This window comes from Morganella sp. GD04133, assembly GCF_029835375.1.
Classification (GTDB): Bacteria; Pseudomonadota; Gammaproteobacteria; order Enterobacterales; family Enterobacteriaceae; genus Morganella; species Morganella morganii_B.
In genome coordinates, this window is the sequence record NZ_JAODZS010000022.1 from 1 (window position 1) to 17,451 (window position 17,451).

Annotated in this window: 16 protein-coding genes; 9 read left to right on the plus strand and 7 right to left on the minus strand. The window is 51.8% G+C overall.

The window, feature by feature from the left end:
* Positions 1-271: 271 nt before the first annotated feature.
* Entirely contained in the window at positions 272-958 is a 687-nt protein-coding gene (locus tag N7387_RS12030) for a FadR/GntR family transcriptional regulator (RefSeq protein WP_279799195.1), read from the plus strand.
* Positions 959-1,011: 53 nt separating this feature from the next.
* A complete protein-coding gene (gene mdtD, locus N7387_RS12035) occupies positions 1,012-2,427 on the plus strand; it encodes a multidrug transporter subunit MdtD (RefSeq protein WP_025153718.1) in 1,416 nt (471 codons plus the stop codon).
* Here the strand turns inward: mdtD and rbsR are convergent.
* The 6 genes from rbsR to rbsD form a co-directional block, all read right to left on the minus strand.
* Positions 2,424-3,416, minus strand: a complete 993-nt coding sequence (rbsR, locus tag N7387_RS12040) for a ribose operon transcriptional repressor RbsR (RefSeq protein ID WP_279799290.1) — start codon at positions 3,414-3,416, stop codon at positions 2,424-2,426. The two genes, mdtD and rbsR, sit on opposite strands and share 4 nt — an antisense overlap.
* Positions 3,417-3,429: 13 nt before the next feature.
* A complete protein-coding gene (rbsK, locus tag N7387_RS12045; RefSeq protein ID WP_025153716.1) occupies positions 3,430-4,356 on the minus strand; it encodes a ribokinase in 927 nt (308 codons plus the stop codon).
* A 64-nt stretch (positions 4,357-4,420) separates the two neighbouring features.
* Positions 4,421-5,311, minus strand: coding sequence for a ribose ABC transporter substrate-binding protein RbsB (gene rbsB, locus N7387_RS12050; protein WP_279799198.1), 891 nt, complete (start codon positions 5,309-5,311; stop codon positions 4,421-4,423).
* A gap of 33 nt (positions 5,312-5,344) precedes the next feature.
* Positions 5,345-6,316, minus strand: a complete 972-nt coding sequence (rbsC, locus tag N7387_RS12055; protein WP_279799200.1) for a ribose ABC transporter permease — start codon at positions 6,314-6,316, stop codon at positions 5,345-5,347.
* Positions 6,317-6,319: 3 nt separating this feature from the next.
* Positions 6,320-7,825, minus strand: a complete 1,506-nt coding sequence (gene rbsA / locus N7387_RS12060; protein ID WP_279799202.1) for a ribose ABC transporter ATP-binding protein RbsA — start codon at positions 7,823-7,825, stop codon at positions 6,320-6,322.
* A gap of 7 nt (positions 7,826-7,832) precedes the next feature.
* The gene (gene rbsD / locus N7387_RS12065) at positions 7,833-8,252 is read right to left on the minus strand and encodes a D-ribose pyranase (protein ID WP_279799204.1); all 420 of its coding nucleotides are present in this window, start codon (positions 8,250-8,252) and stop codon (positions 7,833-7,835) included.
* Between the two features lie 359 nt (positions 8,253-8,611).
* On the opposite strand from rbsD, the gene N7387_RS12070 reads away from it, so the two are divergent.
* The 3 genes from N7387_RS12070 to viaA all read left to right on the plus strand — a co-directional run bounded on the left by N7387_RS12070 (position 8,612) and on the right by viaA (position 12,307).
* Positions 8,612-9,187, plus strand: coding sequence for a lytic polysaccharide monooxygenase (locus N7387_RS12070; protein ID WP_279799206.1), 576 nt, complete (start codon positions 8,612-8,614; stop codon positions 9,185-9,187).
* 145 nt (positions 9,188-9,332) lie between these two features.
* The gene (ravA, locus tag N7387_RS12075) at positions 9,333-10,859 is read left to right on the plus strand and encodes an ATPase RavA (RefSeq protein WP_279799208.1); all 1,527 of its coding nucleotides are present in this window, start codon (positions 9,333-9,335) and stop codon (positions 10,857-10,859) included.
* Positions 10,853-12,307, plus strand: a complete 1,455-nt coding sequence (gene viaA, locus N7387_RS12080; protein ID WP_279799210.1) for an ATPase RavA stimulator ViaA — start codon at positions 10,853-10,855, stop codon at positions 12,305-12,307. Before ravA ends, viaA begins: the two co-directional genes overlap by 7 nt.
* 31 nt (positions 12,308-12,338) lie before the next feature.
* Here the strand turns inward: viaA and asnA are convergent, their stop codons facing one another.
* On the minus strand, positions 12,339-13,331 hold the full coding sequence (gene asnA / locus N7387_RS12085) for an aspartate--ammonia ligase (RefSeq protein ID WP_279799212.1): 993 nt from the start codon (positions 13,329-13,331) through the stop codon (positions 12,339-12,341).
* 163 nt (positions 13,332-13,494) lie between these two features.
* Between asnA and asnC the strand changes: the two genes are divergently transcribed.
* The 4 genes from asnC (at position 13,495) to rsmG (ending at position 17,380) form a co-directional block, all read left to right on the plus strand.
* A complete protein-coding gene (gene asnC / locus N7387_RS12090) occupies positions 13,495-13,956 on the plus strand; it encodes a transcriptional regulator AsnC (RefSeq protein ID WP_262861256.1) in 462 nt (153 codons plus the stop codon).
* Positions 13,957-14,044: 88 nt separating this feature from the next.
* Positions 14,045-14,488: an FMN-binding protein MioC gene (mioC, locus tag N7387_RS12095; RefSeq protein WP_262882259.1), complete on the plus strand. Its 444-nt coding sequence runs from the start codon at positions 14,045-14,047 to the stop codon at positions 14,486-14,488.
* Between the two features lie 372 nt (positions 14,489-14,860).
* On the plus strand, positions 14,861-16,750 hold the full coding sequence (mnmG, locus tag N7387_RS12100; RefSeq protein WP_279799216.1) for a tRNA uridine-5-carboxymethylaminomethyl(34) synthesis enzyme MnmG: 1,890 nt from the start codon (positions 14,861-14,863) through the stop codon (positions 16,748-16,750).
* A 3-nt stretch (positions 16,751-16,753) separates the two neighbouring features.
* Positions 16,754-17,380 (plus strand): 16S rRNA (guanine(527)-N(7))-methyltransferase RsmG, encoded by a 627-nt coding sequence (rsmG, locus tag N7387_RS12105; RefSeq protein WP_262861253.1) that lies wholly within the window; start codon positions 16,754-16,756, stop codon positions 17,378-17,380.
* The last annotated feature ends 71 nt before the right edge of the window (positions 17,381-17,451 follow it).

Genomic DNA, 17,451 nt, shown 5'->3' on the forward strand with positions numbered 1-17,451 from the left:
TTTCGAGTCAAGCGTTGTTTTTCAACTTTTCGCTTTTTCTCTTTCTGCCGGAACCGCGTGTTATCGCGTTGTTCCGTGTCAGTGGTGGCGCATTATAGACACTCGCTGAGATCACGCAAGTGTTTATTTGAAAAAAATGTTTATTCGCGTTTTTTTTAAACAAAACATGTATATTTGAGCTTTTATTCGCCGGTTTTGTCATTAATATGCCCATAATGCGTCTTATATATCATTATCCCGCTTTGTTAATGCATCACGCCAAGGAATCAGAATGCAGTTTTCAGAACAACTCAATGCGTCACAAAAGAACCTGTCTTATCTTCTGGCTGAAAAACTGGGGCAGCAGATTTTGTCCGGCCAATATCCGCCGGAATCTATTCTGCCGGGAGAGATTGAGTTGGCGGAGCAGTTCGGGGTAAGCAGAACAGCGGTCCGTGAGGCAGTAAAAATGCTGGCGGCGAAAGGGATGGTCTTACCGCGCCCGCGCATCGGCACCCGGGTGATGCCGGTGATAAGCTGGAATTTTCTCGATCATGACTTTATAAAATGGTGGCTGAGCAGCCGTGACCACCGGCAGGTACTGAAATATTTCCGCGAACTGCGCGCCGCGATTGAACCTCAGGCCTGCGCACTGGCTGCCATGAATGCCGGAAAAGACCAGAAACAGTCACTCTCGTTTCTGTTAAAAGAGATGACCTTATTATCCGCCCATTTTGAGCGGGATAAATGGATAGCGGTTGATCACCGTTTCCACCACCTTATTTACCAGGCGTGCGGAAATCCGTTTTTTTCCTCTTTCGCCAATTTATTTGATTTTGTGTATCACAACTTTTTTGAATCCATCACCACCAATCAGGTTATTGAGATTGATCTCCATAAAGAGATTGTGGATGCCATTATCGACGGCAACGGAGAACGCGCCCGTCAGGCATGTCAGGTGTTGTTGAGTAAAGTGTGAATATGTAATAGTTACACTACTGACCATTCTGAGATAATGCATTAAGGGAAAACATGTTTAAAACAGCCCGGAATATGGCGGGCCTGCCGTGGATTGCCGCAATGGCGTTCTTTATGCAGGCGCTGGATGCCACCATTCTGAACACCGCTCTGCCGGATATTGCCAAAAGCCTGAATCACTCTCCGCTGGCGATGCAGTCCGCTGTGATCAGTTACACCCTGACAGTGGCGCTGCTGATCCCGGTCAGCGGCTGGCTGGCAGACCGCTTCGGCACCCGCCGGATATTTATTATCGCGGTGATTCTGTTTTCCCTCGGTTCTTTATTATGTGCCTTTTCACCCAATCTGCCATTCCTGGTGGTGTCACGGATTATTCAGGGGATAGGCGGGGCAATGATGATGCCGGTGGCCCGTCTGGCATTGCTGCGGGCTTATCCGCGCAGCGAGCTGCTGCCTATTCTTAACTTTGTCACCATTCCGGGGTTAGTCGGCCCGGTGCTGGGGCCGCTGCTCGGCGGGATTCTGGTGACTTACGCCACCTGGCACTGGATTTTTATCATTAATATACCTATCGGGATTCTGGGGATTATTTACGCCATCCGCCATATGCCCGATTTCACCATGCCGAAACGCCGGTTTGATACATTAGGTTTTGCTCTGCTTGGTGCCGGGCTGGTCTCTGTTTCTGTCAGTCTGGATCTGTTCGGGGATAATGCCCTGGCAGCGGCAACGCCGTTCCTGGTGATGGGCAGCGGTTTTGCGCTGCTGACCTTCTATGCCCTGCATGCCCGCCGTATTTCTGCGCCGATTATTCCGCTGAGTCTGTTCCGCACGCGGACATTCAGTGTCGGGATCGCCGGTAACGTTGCCACACGGCTGGGCACCGGCTGTATTCCGTTTCTGATGCCGCTGATGTTACAGGTTGGTTTTGGTTATCCGGCTGTGGTGGCAGGGATGATGATGGCACCGACGGCTATCGGTTCTATTCTGGCAAAATCGGCGGTCACGCAGATTCTTCGCCGCTACGGTTATCGCCTGACATTATTTGCGGTCACACTGGTGATCGGCGCAATCATTTCATCCTTCTATTTCCAGTCACCGGGAATGTCTATTTACCTGCTGGTGCTGCCGCTGTTTATTCTCGGGATGGCGATGTCCACTCAGTTCACGGCAATGAATACCATTACCCTCGCCGATCTGACCGAGCACAATGCCAGTTCCGGTAACAGTGTACTGGCCGTGACCCAGCAGCTTTCTATCAGTTTCGGGATTGCGGTGAGTGCGTCTGTATTACGCTATTTTGAGTCTCAGGATTGGGGGTCAATCGTTGATAATTTCCATGCCACTTTTGTGACGGTCGGGGTGATGACGATTCTGTCGGCGTTTGTGTTCCTGTTCCTGAGCCGGACTGACGGGCGGAATATGATTAAGAAGAAAACCCGCCCCTCAGACAGTCCCGCCTCACCTTAACGGCAGATAACAGAGCCCCGGTTTATCAGTGCCGGGGTCAGCACCAGCAAATCAGAAGGCGCGTCTGCATCGTCCATACGGCTCAGAAGTTTATCCACTGCCAGTTTGCCCAGCTCATCTTTCGGCTGGTGAATGGTGGTCAGCGGCGGGGTAAGGAATGCCGCCAGATCGATATCATCGTAACCGATAACCGCAATATCCTGCGGGATACGCAACCCTTTCTGCCAGATAGCCTGATACGCACCGACCGCCATCGCATCGTTACCGGCAAATACCGCCTGCGGCGGCACCGGCAGGGAAAGCAGTTGATTCATGGCACTGAAACCGCCGCTGAATTCAAAATCACTCTCCAGCACGTACTCCGGCGGCACATCCAGACCGGCCTGCGCCATGGTGCGGTAAAAACCGTCCAGACGGGATTTAGCCGGTGATTTATCCAGCGGACCGGCAATGCAGGCAATCCGGGTAAAACCATTTTCGATCAGATGACGGGTGGCAATTTCGCCGCCGAGGAAAGAGTTGTCCTGAATCACATCTCCGCCGAACGCAAACGGCGACCAGTCCATCATCACCATCGGCAACCGGGGATAGCGGCTGAACACCTCCGCTGACGGGCCTTTTATCTCAGTACACATCAGCAGCAGGCCATCCACCCGTTTTTGCAGCAGCGTTTCCAGGCTGCTGTTCATCCGTTTGTAATCCCCTTCGGTATTACAGAGGATCAGGCTGTAGCCGCGTTCATAACAACTGCGCTCCACGCCGCGGACAACTTCCGCATAAAACGGGTTATTACTGGTGGTCACCAGCATTCCGATGGTATTGGTGCGGTTCATTTTCAGGCTGCGCGCAAGTGCAGACGGCGCGTAATTCAGTTCGGCAATGGCATCATTCACCTTCTTGCGTACGCCGTCACTGACAAAGCGGTTATTGTTGATGACATGGGAAACTGTCGAGGTGGATACCCCCGCCAGCCGCGCCACGTCTTTCATCGTCGCCACAGTCTTAACCACGCTCCGCAAGGAAAGCATCAATTTCACGGCGCCACGGCACCGATGGCTGCGCCCCCCGGCGGGTGACGGCGATCGCGGCGGCGGCATGGGCAAAACGCACAGCGTCATCTGCCGGTTTTCCTTCCAGCAGCGCCGTGACATAGGCGCCGTTAAAGGTATCACCGGCTGCAATGGTATCCACCGCATTAACGTTAAAGCCGGGGATCCGGCGGCCTTCACCGTTAACACTCAGCCAGACACCCCGGCTGCCCAGGGTGATCAGAACCTGTTCAATGCCTTTATCGTGCAGTACCTGCGCCGCGTTGGCTGCGCCGGCTTCATCACTGACAGAAATACCGGTCAGCTTTTCCGCTTCGGTTTCATTCGGGGTGATAACGTCCACCAGCTTCAGCAGGCTGTCCGGTAATTCCCGCGCCGGGGCCGGATTGAGGATCACTCTGGTCTGATGATTTTTTGCAGCCTGCGCGGCGGCGATCACGGTTTCCAGCGGGGATTCCAGCTGCATCAGCAGGGCATCGGATTGTTCAACAAGCCCTTTATAAGGTGCAAAATGTGCCGGTGTCAGCGCGGCATTGGCACCGGCACTGATGCCGATGACGTTTTCACCGTCTTCATTCACAAAAATCATCGCCACGCCGGTGGTCGCTTCCGGCACCACACTGACGGCGGCGGTGTGAATACGATCGCGCTGCAACTGTGCCAGGATTTCCGCGCCGATAGCATCATCCCCCACACAGGCAATAAAGGTAATATCAGCACCGCTGCGTCCGCAGGCCACAGCCTGGTTCGCGCCTTTGCCGCCGAAGGCTGTCTGATATTGCTTACCGATCACCGTTTCGCCGGGTGCCGGGAACTGTGCAATATTCATAATATGATCGACATTAATACTGCCGAGAACGGTCAGACGGGATGTTGTCATTACCTTTATTTCCTTTATTACTGACAATACTCCCCGGCACGGTGTACCGGGGAGGCTGATATCGTTAGTCTTTTACAATCAGTTCTAACTCAACCGGAATGGTTTTGTCGATTTTTTCGCCTTTCAGGACTTTATCGGCGGTCTGAATACCGATAATGCCGATCTGGTCAGGACGCTGTGCCACGGTTGCACCCAGTTTACCGCCTTTCACCGCTTTGATGCCGTCCGCTGTGCCGTCGAAGCCGACCACCAGCACATCATCACGGCCTGCAGTCTGCAATGCACGCTGCGCACCTAATGCCATTTCATCGTTCTGGGCAAATACCGCCTGAACAGCCGGATGTGCAGTCAGCAGGTTCTGCATAACGTTCAGACCTTTGGTACGGTCGAAATCTGCCGGCTGGCTGGCCAGCACATTCATTTTATGCTCAGCAACTGCCTGTTTGAAACCTTCACCGCGCTCACGGGAAGCTGAAGTCCCGGTGATACCTTCCAGCTGGATAACTTTGGCATCCGCGCCGGTTTTTCGGGCGATAAAGTCACCGGCCAGTTTACCGCCGAGGACGTTATCAGAAGCAACGTGGCTGACCACTTCACCTTTGGCAGCAACGCGATCCAGAGTGATAACCGGAATATTGGCTTTGTTGGCCAGGATCACGGCGTTACCCACCGCATCAGAGTCTGTCGGGTTAATCAGCATCAGTTTGGTGCCTTTCACGGTCAGATCCTGCACGTTAGCCAGTTCTTTTGCCGGGTTATCCATAGAATCCAGAACCACCAGGTCATAACCGAGTTTATCCGCTTCTTTCTGCGCACTGTCTTTCATGGTGACAAAGAACGGGTTATTCAGTGTGGAGATCACCAGGGCAATGGACTCTTTTGCCAGTGCATTGGCGCTGATAGTGGCGCTCAGTGCAACAACGGAGAAAAGGGTCGCAATCTTTTTCAGTTTCATGTTTCTGTTCCTTGCAGGATTCGGGTAAGTGGATTATTTACTGCTTTTGTTATCAACGAGTACAGCCAGCAAAATCACAACCGCTTTAACAATCATCTGGTAGTTGGAGGAGATCCCCAGCAGATTCAGCGCGTTGTTCAGAAAACCTAAAATCAGCGCCCCGATCAGGGTGCCCATAATACGGCCTTTACCCCCGGCAAGACTGGTGCCGCCGAGTACCACCGCCGCAATCGCATCCAGCTCATAACCGTTACCGGCCATCGGCTGTGCGGACGATAAACGCGCCACTTCAATCACACTGGCTAATGCCGCCAGCAGACCACAGAGGGCATAAACAATGATTTTGATTTTATCGACATTAATACCGGACAGGCGGGTGGCGGATTCATTACCGCCCAGCGCATAGATATAACGCCCCAGACGAGTGTGATGCAGCAGATACCAGGCCGCCGCGAAAACAACAATCATCAGCCAGACCGGTGCCGGGATGCCGAACAGACGACCGATACCAAACCAGCTGAACACATCGGCGTTATCACTGAATCCGGTACTGATCGGGCTGCCGTCGGTATACACACGGGTCACACCACGCAGTAACAGCATCATCACCAGCGTGGTGATAAAAGCCTGCACTTTCCCTTTCGCGACAATCACCCCGGTCACACCGCCGATAGCCGCGCCCAATGCCAGCGCACCGGCGACAGCCACAATGGCGTTAACATCCGCGCCCACCATGGAGGCCGCCACCGCACCGGTCAGAGCCAGCAGTGAGCCGACAGACAGGTCAATCCCGGAGGTCAGGATCACCAGCGTCATCCCCACCGCCATAATGGCGTTCACAGAGGTCTGCTGGAGAATATTGAACAGGTTATTCAGGGTAAAAAAGTTCGGGCTGATCATGGAGACAATCACAATCAGGATCAGCAGTGCTATCAGTGATTTCTGCTCAAGCAGCCATTCTTTGGAAAACCAGCGTTTTGACGCCGGGGTTGAATCTGTACGCATATCTTACTCCTGCCCTGCGCCATATTGTTTGCCGACTGCGGCGGCCATTAATGCTTCCTGAGTGACGTTTTCCGCGGCAAACTCCCCGCTTATCCGTCCTTCGTGCATGACCAGAATCCGGTCACTCATCCCCATCACTTCCGGCATTTCCGATGAAATAAGGATGATACTCAGGCCTTCCTGTTTAAATTTGTTGATCAGCTGATAAATCTCTTTCTTCGCCCCGACATCCACACCGCGTGTCGGTTCGTCGAGGATGAGGACTTTCGGCCGGGTCATCAGACCGCGGGCGATCGCCACTTTTTGCTGATTACCGCCGGATAAGAACCCGATGATCTGATCCATGCCCGGGGTTTTGATATTGAACAGCTGAATAAAATCGCTGACGGTCAGATGTTCTTCTTTATGATTAAGGCGTCCGGTTTTGCTGCTGAAATACGGCAGCGCCGTCAGAGACATGTTTTCTTTTACTGACATCCCCAGCACCAGACCATCACGTTTGCGGTCTTCGGAGATATACACGATGCCATTATTCAGCCCGGCTTTCGGCGAGTTTATCTGACAGACGTTGCCATCCATTTCTACCGTTCCGCCGGTTTTTACCATCGCGCCGTAAATGATTTTCATCAGTTCGGTACGCCCGGCCCCCATCAGCCCGGAAACGCCGAGAATTTCATTCTCATGCAGCGTGAAACTGACATCATGCACATCACGACCGCACAGGTTTTTCACCACCAGCTTTTCTTTGCCGCGCGGCAGAGTCAGACGCGGATACTGATCTTCCAGCTTGCGCCCGACCATCATTTCAATCAGGGTATCCTCAGTCAGGTCAGATACCGGTTTTTCACCGATAAACTGGCCGTCGCGGAACACTGTCACGTCATCACAAATCTCAAAAATCTCTTTCAGACGGTGAGAAATATAGACAATCCCGCAGCCCTGCTCACGCAGTTCGCGGATCACACTGAAGAGCGATTCGGTTTCAGTGTCCGTCAGGGCATCTGTCGGTTCATCCATAATGATGACTTTCGACTCAAAACTGAGCACCTTGGCGATTTCCACCATCTGCTGATCGCCGATGGACAGTTCCGCTACCAGCCGGTGACTGCTGTAAGATAGATTCAGACGGGCCAGTAACTTATCCGCTTCAGCGTACATCTTTTTCCAGTCAATGTTGCCGAAACGGCCGGTAAATTCTCGGCCGAGAAAAATGTTTTCTGCAATCGTCAGTTCCGGGATCAGGTTCAGCTCCTGATGGATAATCCCGATACCGGCTTCCTGCGATGACTTCGGCCCCGTAAACTGACGCTCCTGCCCCAGAAACAGAATCTGACCGGCATCTTTTTTGTAGATCCCGGTCAGCACTTTCATCATGGTGGATTTACCGGCGCCGTTCTCTCCGACCAGCGCCATCACTCTGCCGGGGTAGACCCGCAGGGCGGCACCGGATAACGCTTTCACACCCGGGAACGCTTTATCGATACCTTTGAGTTCAAGTAACGGTTCCATAGACACCTCAGAATGTCACGCCGGAGAACAGCATCACATTGGCAAACGGTGTGCACTCACCGGTCCGGATCACGGCACGGCTGTTTTGTGTCTGTAACTTGAAAGAGGCATGAGTTACATACTGAATCTGAATCACATTACCCTGCTGTAATTCCAGCGCTTTCAGATGTGCCACGATCGCATCGTGCAGCTCACTGTTATGTGTCTGGATATCTTCCGCCATCAGCGCGGCTTCCACCTGCGTCTCCTGCGTGATGACCTTAAACACCGACATAAAATCAGGCACACCCTGCGTTAATGCCAGATCAATACGTGGTGTGGCGGGCGGGATCGGCAGCCCGGCATCAGCAACAGTAATATGGTCGGTATGACCCAGACGCGCGATAACTGCGGAAACATCACCGTTCAGTAAAGCCCCTTTCTTCATAAAATCCTCCTGAGCGAAACGTTTCGCTTTTAAACTATGGTAGGAAAAATACCGGAAAACTCAATATTCATCCATAAAAAGTGTGATGGTGATCGAAACGTTTCGCTTAAGAATGTGTTAAATAAAAAAGCTAACTGATTGAATGAGTTACAGCTGAATGGATTCAATAAATAAAATAAAAAAACCGTTAACGCCGTCATCCGTCAGTCTGCAGCCTGAATAACACCCTAAATATATTACACCACCGTAACAATACGATATGTATGTATATTATTTAAATAAGAATGGATAACTTTTGATATTCAGGGATATATCAATATATTGTTATGTTGCTCTGGTACATATAACCGGAGTTGTTTATGAAAAAGCACATCATTATTACCGCAGTATTGGCCAGCCTGTTTTCAGCATCCGTTCTTGCTCATGGATTTGTCACCAAACCTGCCAGCCGGGCCGCAAATTGCCAGTTAAAGAAAAATCTGCCTCAATTGTGCGCATCTGCACAATGGGAACCTCAGAGTATTGAAGCGCTTTCAGGGTTTCCCGGCGGAGAATCCCCGCCTGATGGTCATCTTGCCAGCGGAAATATTGAACGCTTTATTCCGCTGGATTTGATCGGCGATATTTGGGTTAAAGAAAAAGTAAAACCAGGGAAAATGGATTTTGAATGGAAAATTACCGCAGCACACTCAACCAGAAACTGGCGATACTATATAACAAAACCAGACTGGAACCAGGAGGTACCACTAAACAGAGAAGCGTTTGAATCTGAACCATTCTGTTATTTTGAAGACCATGGCAGTGTTCCGCCATATACCGTAACTCATCAGTGTGAAGTACCGGAACGAAAGGGCTATCAAATCATTTATACCGTATGGGAAATAGCCGATACCCCTAACAGTTTTTACCAGGTTATTGACGCCGATTTTAACTAATCACATCAGCTGCCGGGATATATACCGGCAACTTTTTACCATAAAAAAATCGAAAAACAGAAGAAACGTGATTTTACGCAGTAAACGCGGTAGCTTTTTTAGTTTATAAACGCAGAAACTGCATCAGTAAATTCACGGGAGTCCCATGCAACGTTCTGAACGTATCGCCCGGCTGAGCCGACATCTGGAATCCGGGCTGTATGAACGACAGCACGCCATCCGGCTCTGCTTACTGGCCACCCTCAGCGGGGAAAGTGTTTTTCTGCTCGGCCCGCCGGGAATTGCCAAAAGTATGATTGCACGGCGGATGAAACTGGTTTTCAGTGACGCCCGTGCCTTTGAGTATCTGATGACCCGCTTCTCCACCCCGGAGGAGATCTTCGGCCCGCTCTCGATTGCGGCACTGAAAGATGAAGGGAAGTATCAGCGCATCACGCAGGGATACCTGCCGGATGCGGAAATCGTGTTTCTCGACGAAATCTGGAAAGCGGGTCCCGCTATCCTCAATACCCTGCTGACAGCGATTAACGAACGCAAATACCGCAACGGCGACAGCGAAAGCCCTATTCCGATGCGACTGCTGGTGGCCGCCTCCAACGAACTGCCGGATAACGACAGCAGCCTGGAAGCCCTCTATGACCGGATGCTGATCCGCTTATGGCTGGATAAATTACAGGAAAAACAGAGCTTCCGCGCCATGCTCATCAGCACACCGGGGGCATCGGATGAACAGATCCCCGCGCATCTGCAGGTAACCGATGAGGAATATCATCAGTGGCAGGAAGAGATTGACCGTGTTGTGCTGACCGATCAGATATTTGAACTGATTTATCAGTTGCGTCAGCAGATTGAGCGGCTGGATAACGCGCCGTATATCTCAGACCGGCGCTGGAAAAAGGCACTGCGGCTGTTACAGGCCAGTGCGTTTTTTAACGACCACAGCAGTATCACGCCTCTTGATCTGATTTTGCTGAAAGATTGCCTGTGGCATGATTCCGCCTCACTGAAATCCGTTCCGCAACTGCTGACACAACTGATGTGTGAGCAGGCCTATCAGCAGCGCAGCCTGTTACTGAAACTGGAAAAATACTATCAGGAATGGCTCCTGGAAACGCAGACTCAGCAACAGCGTGATGCCTTCAGTGTGATCCGCAGCAGTGCCCGTTTCGGGCGCAAAGTCAGTTACGCTCTGCCGGATACGCTGCCGCCCGGCCCGGTCACCCTCTTTTTACATAACCCGCTGACATTACATGATATGACAGTCACTCATGTGACTATTGAGCGCTCCGCCTTTGATACCTTCTTTGATAAAGGCGTCTTTGATCAAGGAGGGAACATTGCGGCAAAACTCAACGGCATCGGCTTTACCCAGTCGGTATCCGCTGCCGTGAATGATAACGGCCTTCTGGAACTGCGTGATGTCAGTCTGCGCAGCAGTACCCTGTTCCCGGCGGGTACCGAAAGCCGGATGACAGAAGCACAGAAGCAAATCTGGCTGGATAAGCTTTCGGTGATACGCCAGACACTGGTGCAGCAGCGTCAGCTGTTTGCACAGCATCAGCCGGCACTGTTTGTCAGTGACGACTGGATTGCGCAGATAGAGGAGAGCTTTCTGCCGGTGACAGAGCGCCTCGATAAACTGGTGCAGCAAATGAGCAGCACCCCGTGTTAAGTCTTTCGGCACTGGATCTGGCGCTGGCAGTTAATGAAGGGGAACTCATTGAGGAGATCCTGCTGACACTGCTGGCGGCTCCGCAGCTGGCCTGGTTTTTTGAAAAGCACCCGCGGTTACGCCGTGCGGTGCTGACCGATATGCCGTCATGGCGGAAATCACTGGAAGAACGGGTGAAAGAGGCGCTGGTTCCGGCGGCACTGGCAGATGAGTTCCGTCTTTACCAGCAGAGCACCGCTGCAGACCGGACAGAATTTTACCGCCTGCTGCCGGAAATCCTCAAAGTACTGGAGGACATAAACTCGCCGTTCTCGCCGGAAGCACACCGCCTGCACAGAGATGAGCAGGAAACCACCTCCCATCAGATATTATTCAATCAGCGCTGGCGTATCAGCCTGATTTTACAGGTCACCACCTACCACAAAGAGATCCTGGAGCAGGAAAAAGAACAGCTTCTTGCCGAACTTCAGCAGCATCTGGCACTGAGCGGCAATCTTGATCCGCTGATCAGTGAAAATGAGCAGGCTTCCGGTAAGTTATGGGATCTGGCGAAAGGATCACTGAAATCCCCCGGCCCGGCGGACGATCTCCTGCTGCGTTACAGCGAGTTTTTAAAATCCCAGCCGGAACTGGAAAAACTGGCCTCACTGCTGGGGCGAAGCCAGACAGCAAAATCCGTTCCTCAGGACAGTGCGGTGACAGAGCCGGTCATCATTACCGAGCTGGTGCCGGATCAGACCCCGGAAGAGGTCAGCGGGGTCGGGCTGAGTGATGATGTGCTGCGTCTTCTGCCCGCCGAGCTGGCATTACTCGGTATCAGCGGCCTGGAGCTGGAGTTTTACCGGAAGCTGGCCGAGAAGCAGTTATACACCTACCGGTTACAGGGCGATCACTGGCAGGAACGGCAGGTGATGCGGCCGATCGTTCATCATAAAGATGAAAAACAGCCGCGCGGACCCTTCATTATCTGTATCGATACTTCCGGCTCGATGGGCGGTTTTAATGAGCGCTGCGCCAAAGCGTTTTGTCTCGCGCTGGTCAAAATCGCTATGGCCGATAACCGGCAGTGCCATGTCATGCTCTTCTCCACCGAACAGGTGCATTATGATTTTCTCGGCCCGGACGGTATAGAACAGATGACCCGCTTTCTGCTTCAGAGTTTTAAAGGCGGAACAGACCTGGCATCCTGTCTGACAGAAGCGGCAAAACGGCTGGAAACGCCGCAGTGGCGTGATGCGGATGTGGTGGTGATGTCTGATTTTATTGCCCAGCGGCTGCCGGATGAGGTGGTGAAGCAGGTAAAACGTTCACAGCAGCAGGGAAAACACCGCTTCCATGCGGTAGCCCTGTCCCATTACGGAAAGCCCGGTATCATGCGGATTTTTGATCACATCTGGCGTTTTGATACCGGCTTAAAAAATCGTCTGCTGCGCCGTTTCAGGCAGTGAGCCACCGCGGGCTCACCGTACAGCAAAAGTATTACAGCATATCAGAGATGGTTTCACGCACTTCCGGTGCCCATACACTGCACTGCACCTGGCCGATATGGCTGCGCTGGAGCAGTAACATCACCAGACGTGACTGGCCAATCCCGCCGCCGATCGTCTGCGGCATTTCACCGGCTGCCAGCGATTTGTGCCAGTCCAGCTCCATCCGCACCTGCTGACCGGTCAGATCCAGCTGACGCGCCAGGGTGACCGGGTCAACACGGATCCCCATTGAGGATATCTCGAACGCATCCTGCAGTACCGGGTTCCACACGATGATATCCCCGTTCAGCCCTTTGTAGCCGTCACTGTTCTCAGTGGTCCAGTCATCATAATCCGGTGCACGGACATCATGAGACTCACCATGAGATAATTGACCGCCGATGCCGATTAAGAAGACGGCACCCAGTTCTTTCGCGATGGCGCGCTCACGGCCTTTGGCATCCAGGTCCGGGTAGCGTGCAAGCAGTTCTTCAGAGTGAATAAAATGAATTTGGTCCGGCAGGAACGGTGTCAGACCAAATTCCTTACTTACTGCAAGTTCTGTTTCTTTTATTGTCTGATATATTTTACTCACTGTCTGCTTCAGATAAGGCAGCGTACGCTCCTCATCTGCCATCACTTTTTCCCAGTCCCACTGATCAACATAGACAGAATGGATTGGGGTTAAGCGATCCTCATCAGGACGCAACGCTTTCATGTCGGTGTACAGACCCTGGCCCGGCTGAAAATCAAAACGCCCTAAGGTTTTGCGTTTCCATTTAGCCAGTGAATGAACGACTTCAAAGGTTGAGCCCGGCAATGATTTAACTTTCACCTGAACCGCTTTTTCGCTGCCGGATAAATTATCCTGAGTACCATCACCCACGCGGCTTAAGATTGGCCCCTGGACTTCAATAAGGCCCAGTTGTTTTTCCAGCAGACGTGAGAAGTAAGACTTCACGAAGCTGATTTGCTGCTGCTGTCGGATGAATGATTTTTCCATGATAATAATCCTTGATATGCGGAACATGTATTGCCTGTGAAATAGATTAAGCAACAGAATGGGGTATAAATTCAATATCCTTTAGCAAAAATACCCTTTGCTATTTATAAAATTCATTTTTATGATGCTAAAAATGAATTTTCGTTAATTTAAGGGGCGTAAAATGGCCGAAATTTATCAGATCGACAATCTGGACCGTGACATACTTCACGCTTTAATGGCGAATGCCCGCACACCTTACGCGGAATTAGCGAAAAAATTTGCCGTCAGTCCCGGTACGATCCATGTCAGGGTCGAGAAAATGAAGCAGGCGGGTATCATCACCGGCACCCGGGTGGATATCAGTGAAAAACAACTGGGGTTTGATGTGACCTGCTTTATCGGCATCATACTGAAAAGCGCCAAAGATTACCCGGCCGCCCTCAGGAAACTCGATAAACTGGATGAAGTGGTGGAAGTCTATTACACCACCGGGCAGTACAGCATCTTTATAAAGGTGATGTGCAAAACAATAGAATCTTTACAGGACGTACTTATCAACAAGATCCAGAGTATTGATGAGATACAGTCCACTGAAACCCTGATCTCCTTACAGAACCCGATCATACGAACGATCCGCCCGTAAGAAAAAATTCTTATAACCACATTATCCACAGGTAGATCCCAGCTGTTTCACAGCGTACAATAGCCGCTCTTTACAGCAGGGGATCACCATGACCACAGTTACTCTCATCACAGGCAGTACCATGGGCAGCGCAGAATATGTTGCTGAACATGTTGCTGAAATACTGGAAAACGCCGGTTTTACCACCGATGTGCAGCACGGGCCTGAAGCGGATGACGTGCCGCAACAGAACAGTACCTGGTTAATAGTCACCTCCACACACGGTGCCGGTGATCTCCCTGAAAATATACAGCCGTTTGCCGATGCGCTGCGTGAGCAGCAGCCGGATCTCAGTTCCGTCCGTTACGGGGCTATCGGGATCGGCAGCAGTGAATATGACACCTTCTGTGGTGCAGTCCGTACACTGGATACCCTGCTCACCTCTCTGGGTGCGAAAAAAATCGGTCAGTCACTCGAAATTGATATTCAGAAACACGACATTCCTGAAGATCCGGCTGAGATCTGGATCGAAGAATGGAAAAATTTACTCTGATTTGCTGATAAAAACAGCGATCAACTGTGGATAACTCAGGGATCAACTTGCGATCAACCCGTAGTTATTCACTGTATAAGATCACTCTCCGTCAGGCCCTGTGAATAAGTAGCCGTTTTGATCCCAGCTTATACTGAACAGGATCAACGGTACTTCACAGGAAATGATCCTTTACAGTTTTATGATCTTTATGGGGATTTAACACTTATCCACAGAGGATCGCGATCCTAATAAAAGATCTAATAAAGAGATCTTTAAATAAAAAGATCTTTATATAATTACCTGCGTCTTTACCGCTCATGGTCAGACGGCAAGAGTTGAGTTATATTCTCTCCCCCGATGCGCTACTGCATTTTGTAATGAAGGTTTAACATGTTTTATCCGGATCATTTTGACGTCATTGTTATCGGCGGTGGCCACGCCGGTACTGAAGCTGCAATGGCAGCGGCACGTATGGGCCGTCAAACACTTTTACTGACTCACAATATCGACACTCTGGGTCAGATGTCCTGCAACCCTGCTATCGGTGGGATCGGTAAAGGGCATCTGGTTAAAGAGATCGATGCACTCGGCGGATTAATGGCACATGCTACTGACCGTGCCGGTATTCAGTTCAGAACCCTGAACGCCAGCAAAGGACCGGCAGTTCATGCCACCCGTGCTCAGGCTGACCGTGTGCTTTACCGTCTGGCTGTGCGCACCGCACTGGAAAACCAGCCTAACCTGATGATTTTCCAGCAGCCGGTTGAAGATCTTATCGTTGAAAACGATACCGTTACCGGTGCAGTAACCCGCATGGGACTGAAATTCAGAGCCAAATCGGTGGTACTGACTGTCGGGACATTCCTGGATGGCAAAATTCACATCGGACTGGAAAATTACAGCGGCGGCCGTGCCGGTGATCCGCCGTCCGTCTCGCTGTCACACCGTCTGCGGGAACTGCCGACGCGTGTCGGTCGTCTGAAAACAGGGACACCGCCGCGTATTGACGCCCGGACCATCGACTTTGCTCAGCTGACGCCACAATTTGGTGACAACCCTATGCCGGTATTCTCCTTCATGGGCAGTGCGGATGAGCATCCTGAACAGATGCCGTGCCATATCACCTACACCAATGAAAAAACCCATGAAGTGATCCGCAATAACCTCGATCGCAGCCCGATGTACGCCGGTGTGATCGAAGGGATCGGCCCGCGTTACTGCCCGTCCATCGAAGACAAAGTGATGCGCTTTGCGGATCGTAACCAGCATCAGATCTTCCTGGAGCCGGAAGGCCTGACAAGCAATGAAATTTACCCGAACGGTATCTCCACCAGCTTACCGTTTGATGTACAGATGCAGATTGTTCACTCGATGAAAGGTATGGAAAACGCACGGATTATGCGTCCGGGTTATGCCATCGAGTATGATTTCTTTGACCCCCGCGACCTGAAACAGACGCTGGAAAGCAAATACCTGCACGGCCTGTTCTTTGCCGGACAAATCAACGGCACCACCGGTTACGAAGAAGCGGCTGCCCAGGGGCTGCTGGCCGGTCTGAACGCCGCCCGCTATTCTGCCGATCAGGAAGGCTGGTTCCCGCGCCGTGATCAGGCGTATATCGGTGTGCTGGTGGACGACCTCTGTACACTCGGTACCAAAGAGCCGTACCGGATGTTTACCTCACGGGCGGAATACCGTCTGATGCTGCGTGAAGACAACGCAGATGCCCGTCTGACCGAAACCGGTCGTGAACTGGGTCTGGTGGATGACGCACGCTGGGCACACTTCAGTGAAAAAATGGAGCTGATCGAGAAAGAGCGTCAGCGCCTGAGAGATATCCGCGTTCACCCGCAGTCCGGAAGCGTGAAAGAGATCAACGCGATCCTGAACACGCCTCTCTCCAAAGAAGCGACCGGGGAAGATCTTCTGCGCCGTCCGGAGATGGACTATAACCGGCTGATGACCCTGAGTGATTTCGCACCGGGGGTTGATTCACCGGCAGCAGCACAGCAGGTGGAAATCCAGGTGAAATACGAAGGGTATATCTCCCGTCAGCAGGATGAAATTCAGCGTCAGCTGCGTAATGAGAACGCCACACTGCCTGTTGATCTCGATTACAAACAGGTGAGCGGGCTGTCTAACGAAGTGGTGGCAAAACTCAACGACCACAAACCGACCTCGATCGGCCAGGCATCGCGGATCTCCGGTATTACACCGGCGGCTATCTCTATCCTGCTGGTCTGGCTGAAAAAGCAGGGCCTTCTGCGGCGGAGTGCGTAACGGATGCGTGATTTACAGCAACAACTTACCGCACTGCTGCGCAGTGCGGATATCCGGCTGACTGATCAGCAGAAACAGCAGCTGACCGGTTATGTGGAGATGCTCCACAAGTGGAACAAAGCTTATAACCTGACCTCTGTCCGCCAGCCGGAACAGATGCTGGTGCGTCATATCATGGACAGTATCGTGGTGGAACCACATCTGACCGGCAGCCGGTTTATTGATGTCGGCACCGGTCCCGGGCTTCCCGGTGTGCCGCTGGCGATTGTCCGTCCTGAGTCTCATTTTGTCCTGCTCGACAGCCTGGGCAAGCGTGTGCGCTTCCTGAAACAGGTTCAGCATGAACTGGGGCTGACCAACATCGAACCGGTTCAGAGCCGCGTGGAAGAGTATCAGGGTGAACCATTTGACGGAGTTATCAGTCGTGCATTTGCATCACTCGACGATATGCTCAGCTGGTGTCATCAACTGCCGGTACCGGAAACCGGGCGCTTTTTTGCACTGAAAGGCAGTGTCCCGGAAGAGGAACTGACCCGGTTACCGGAAGGCATTTCTCTCGTCAGTGTCGAAAAACTGGTTGTGCCAAAACTGGATGAACAGCGTCACTTGGTCATTCTTAAAGCAAACTGAGTTTGCGGTACGTCAAAAAACAGAAATATTTTTAAGGGGACGGAGTCAGCGCATTTTCTGCACCGTCCCTT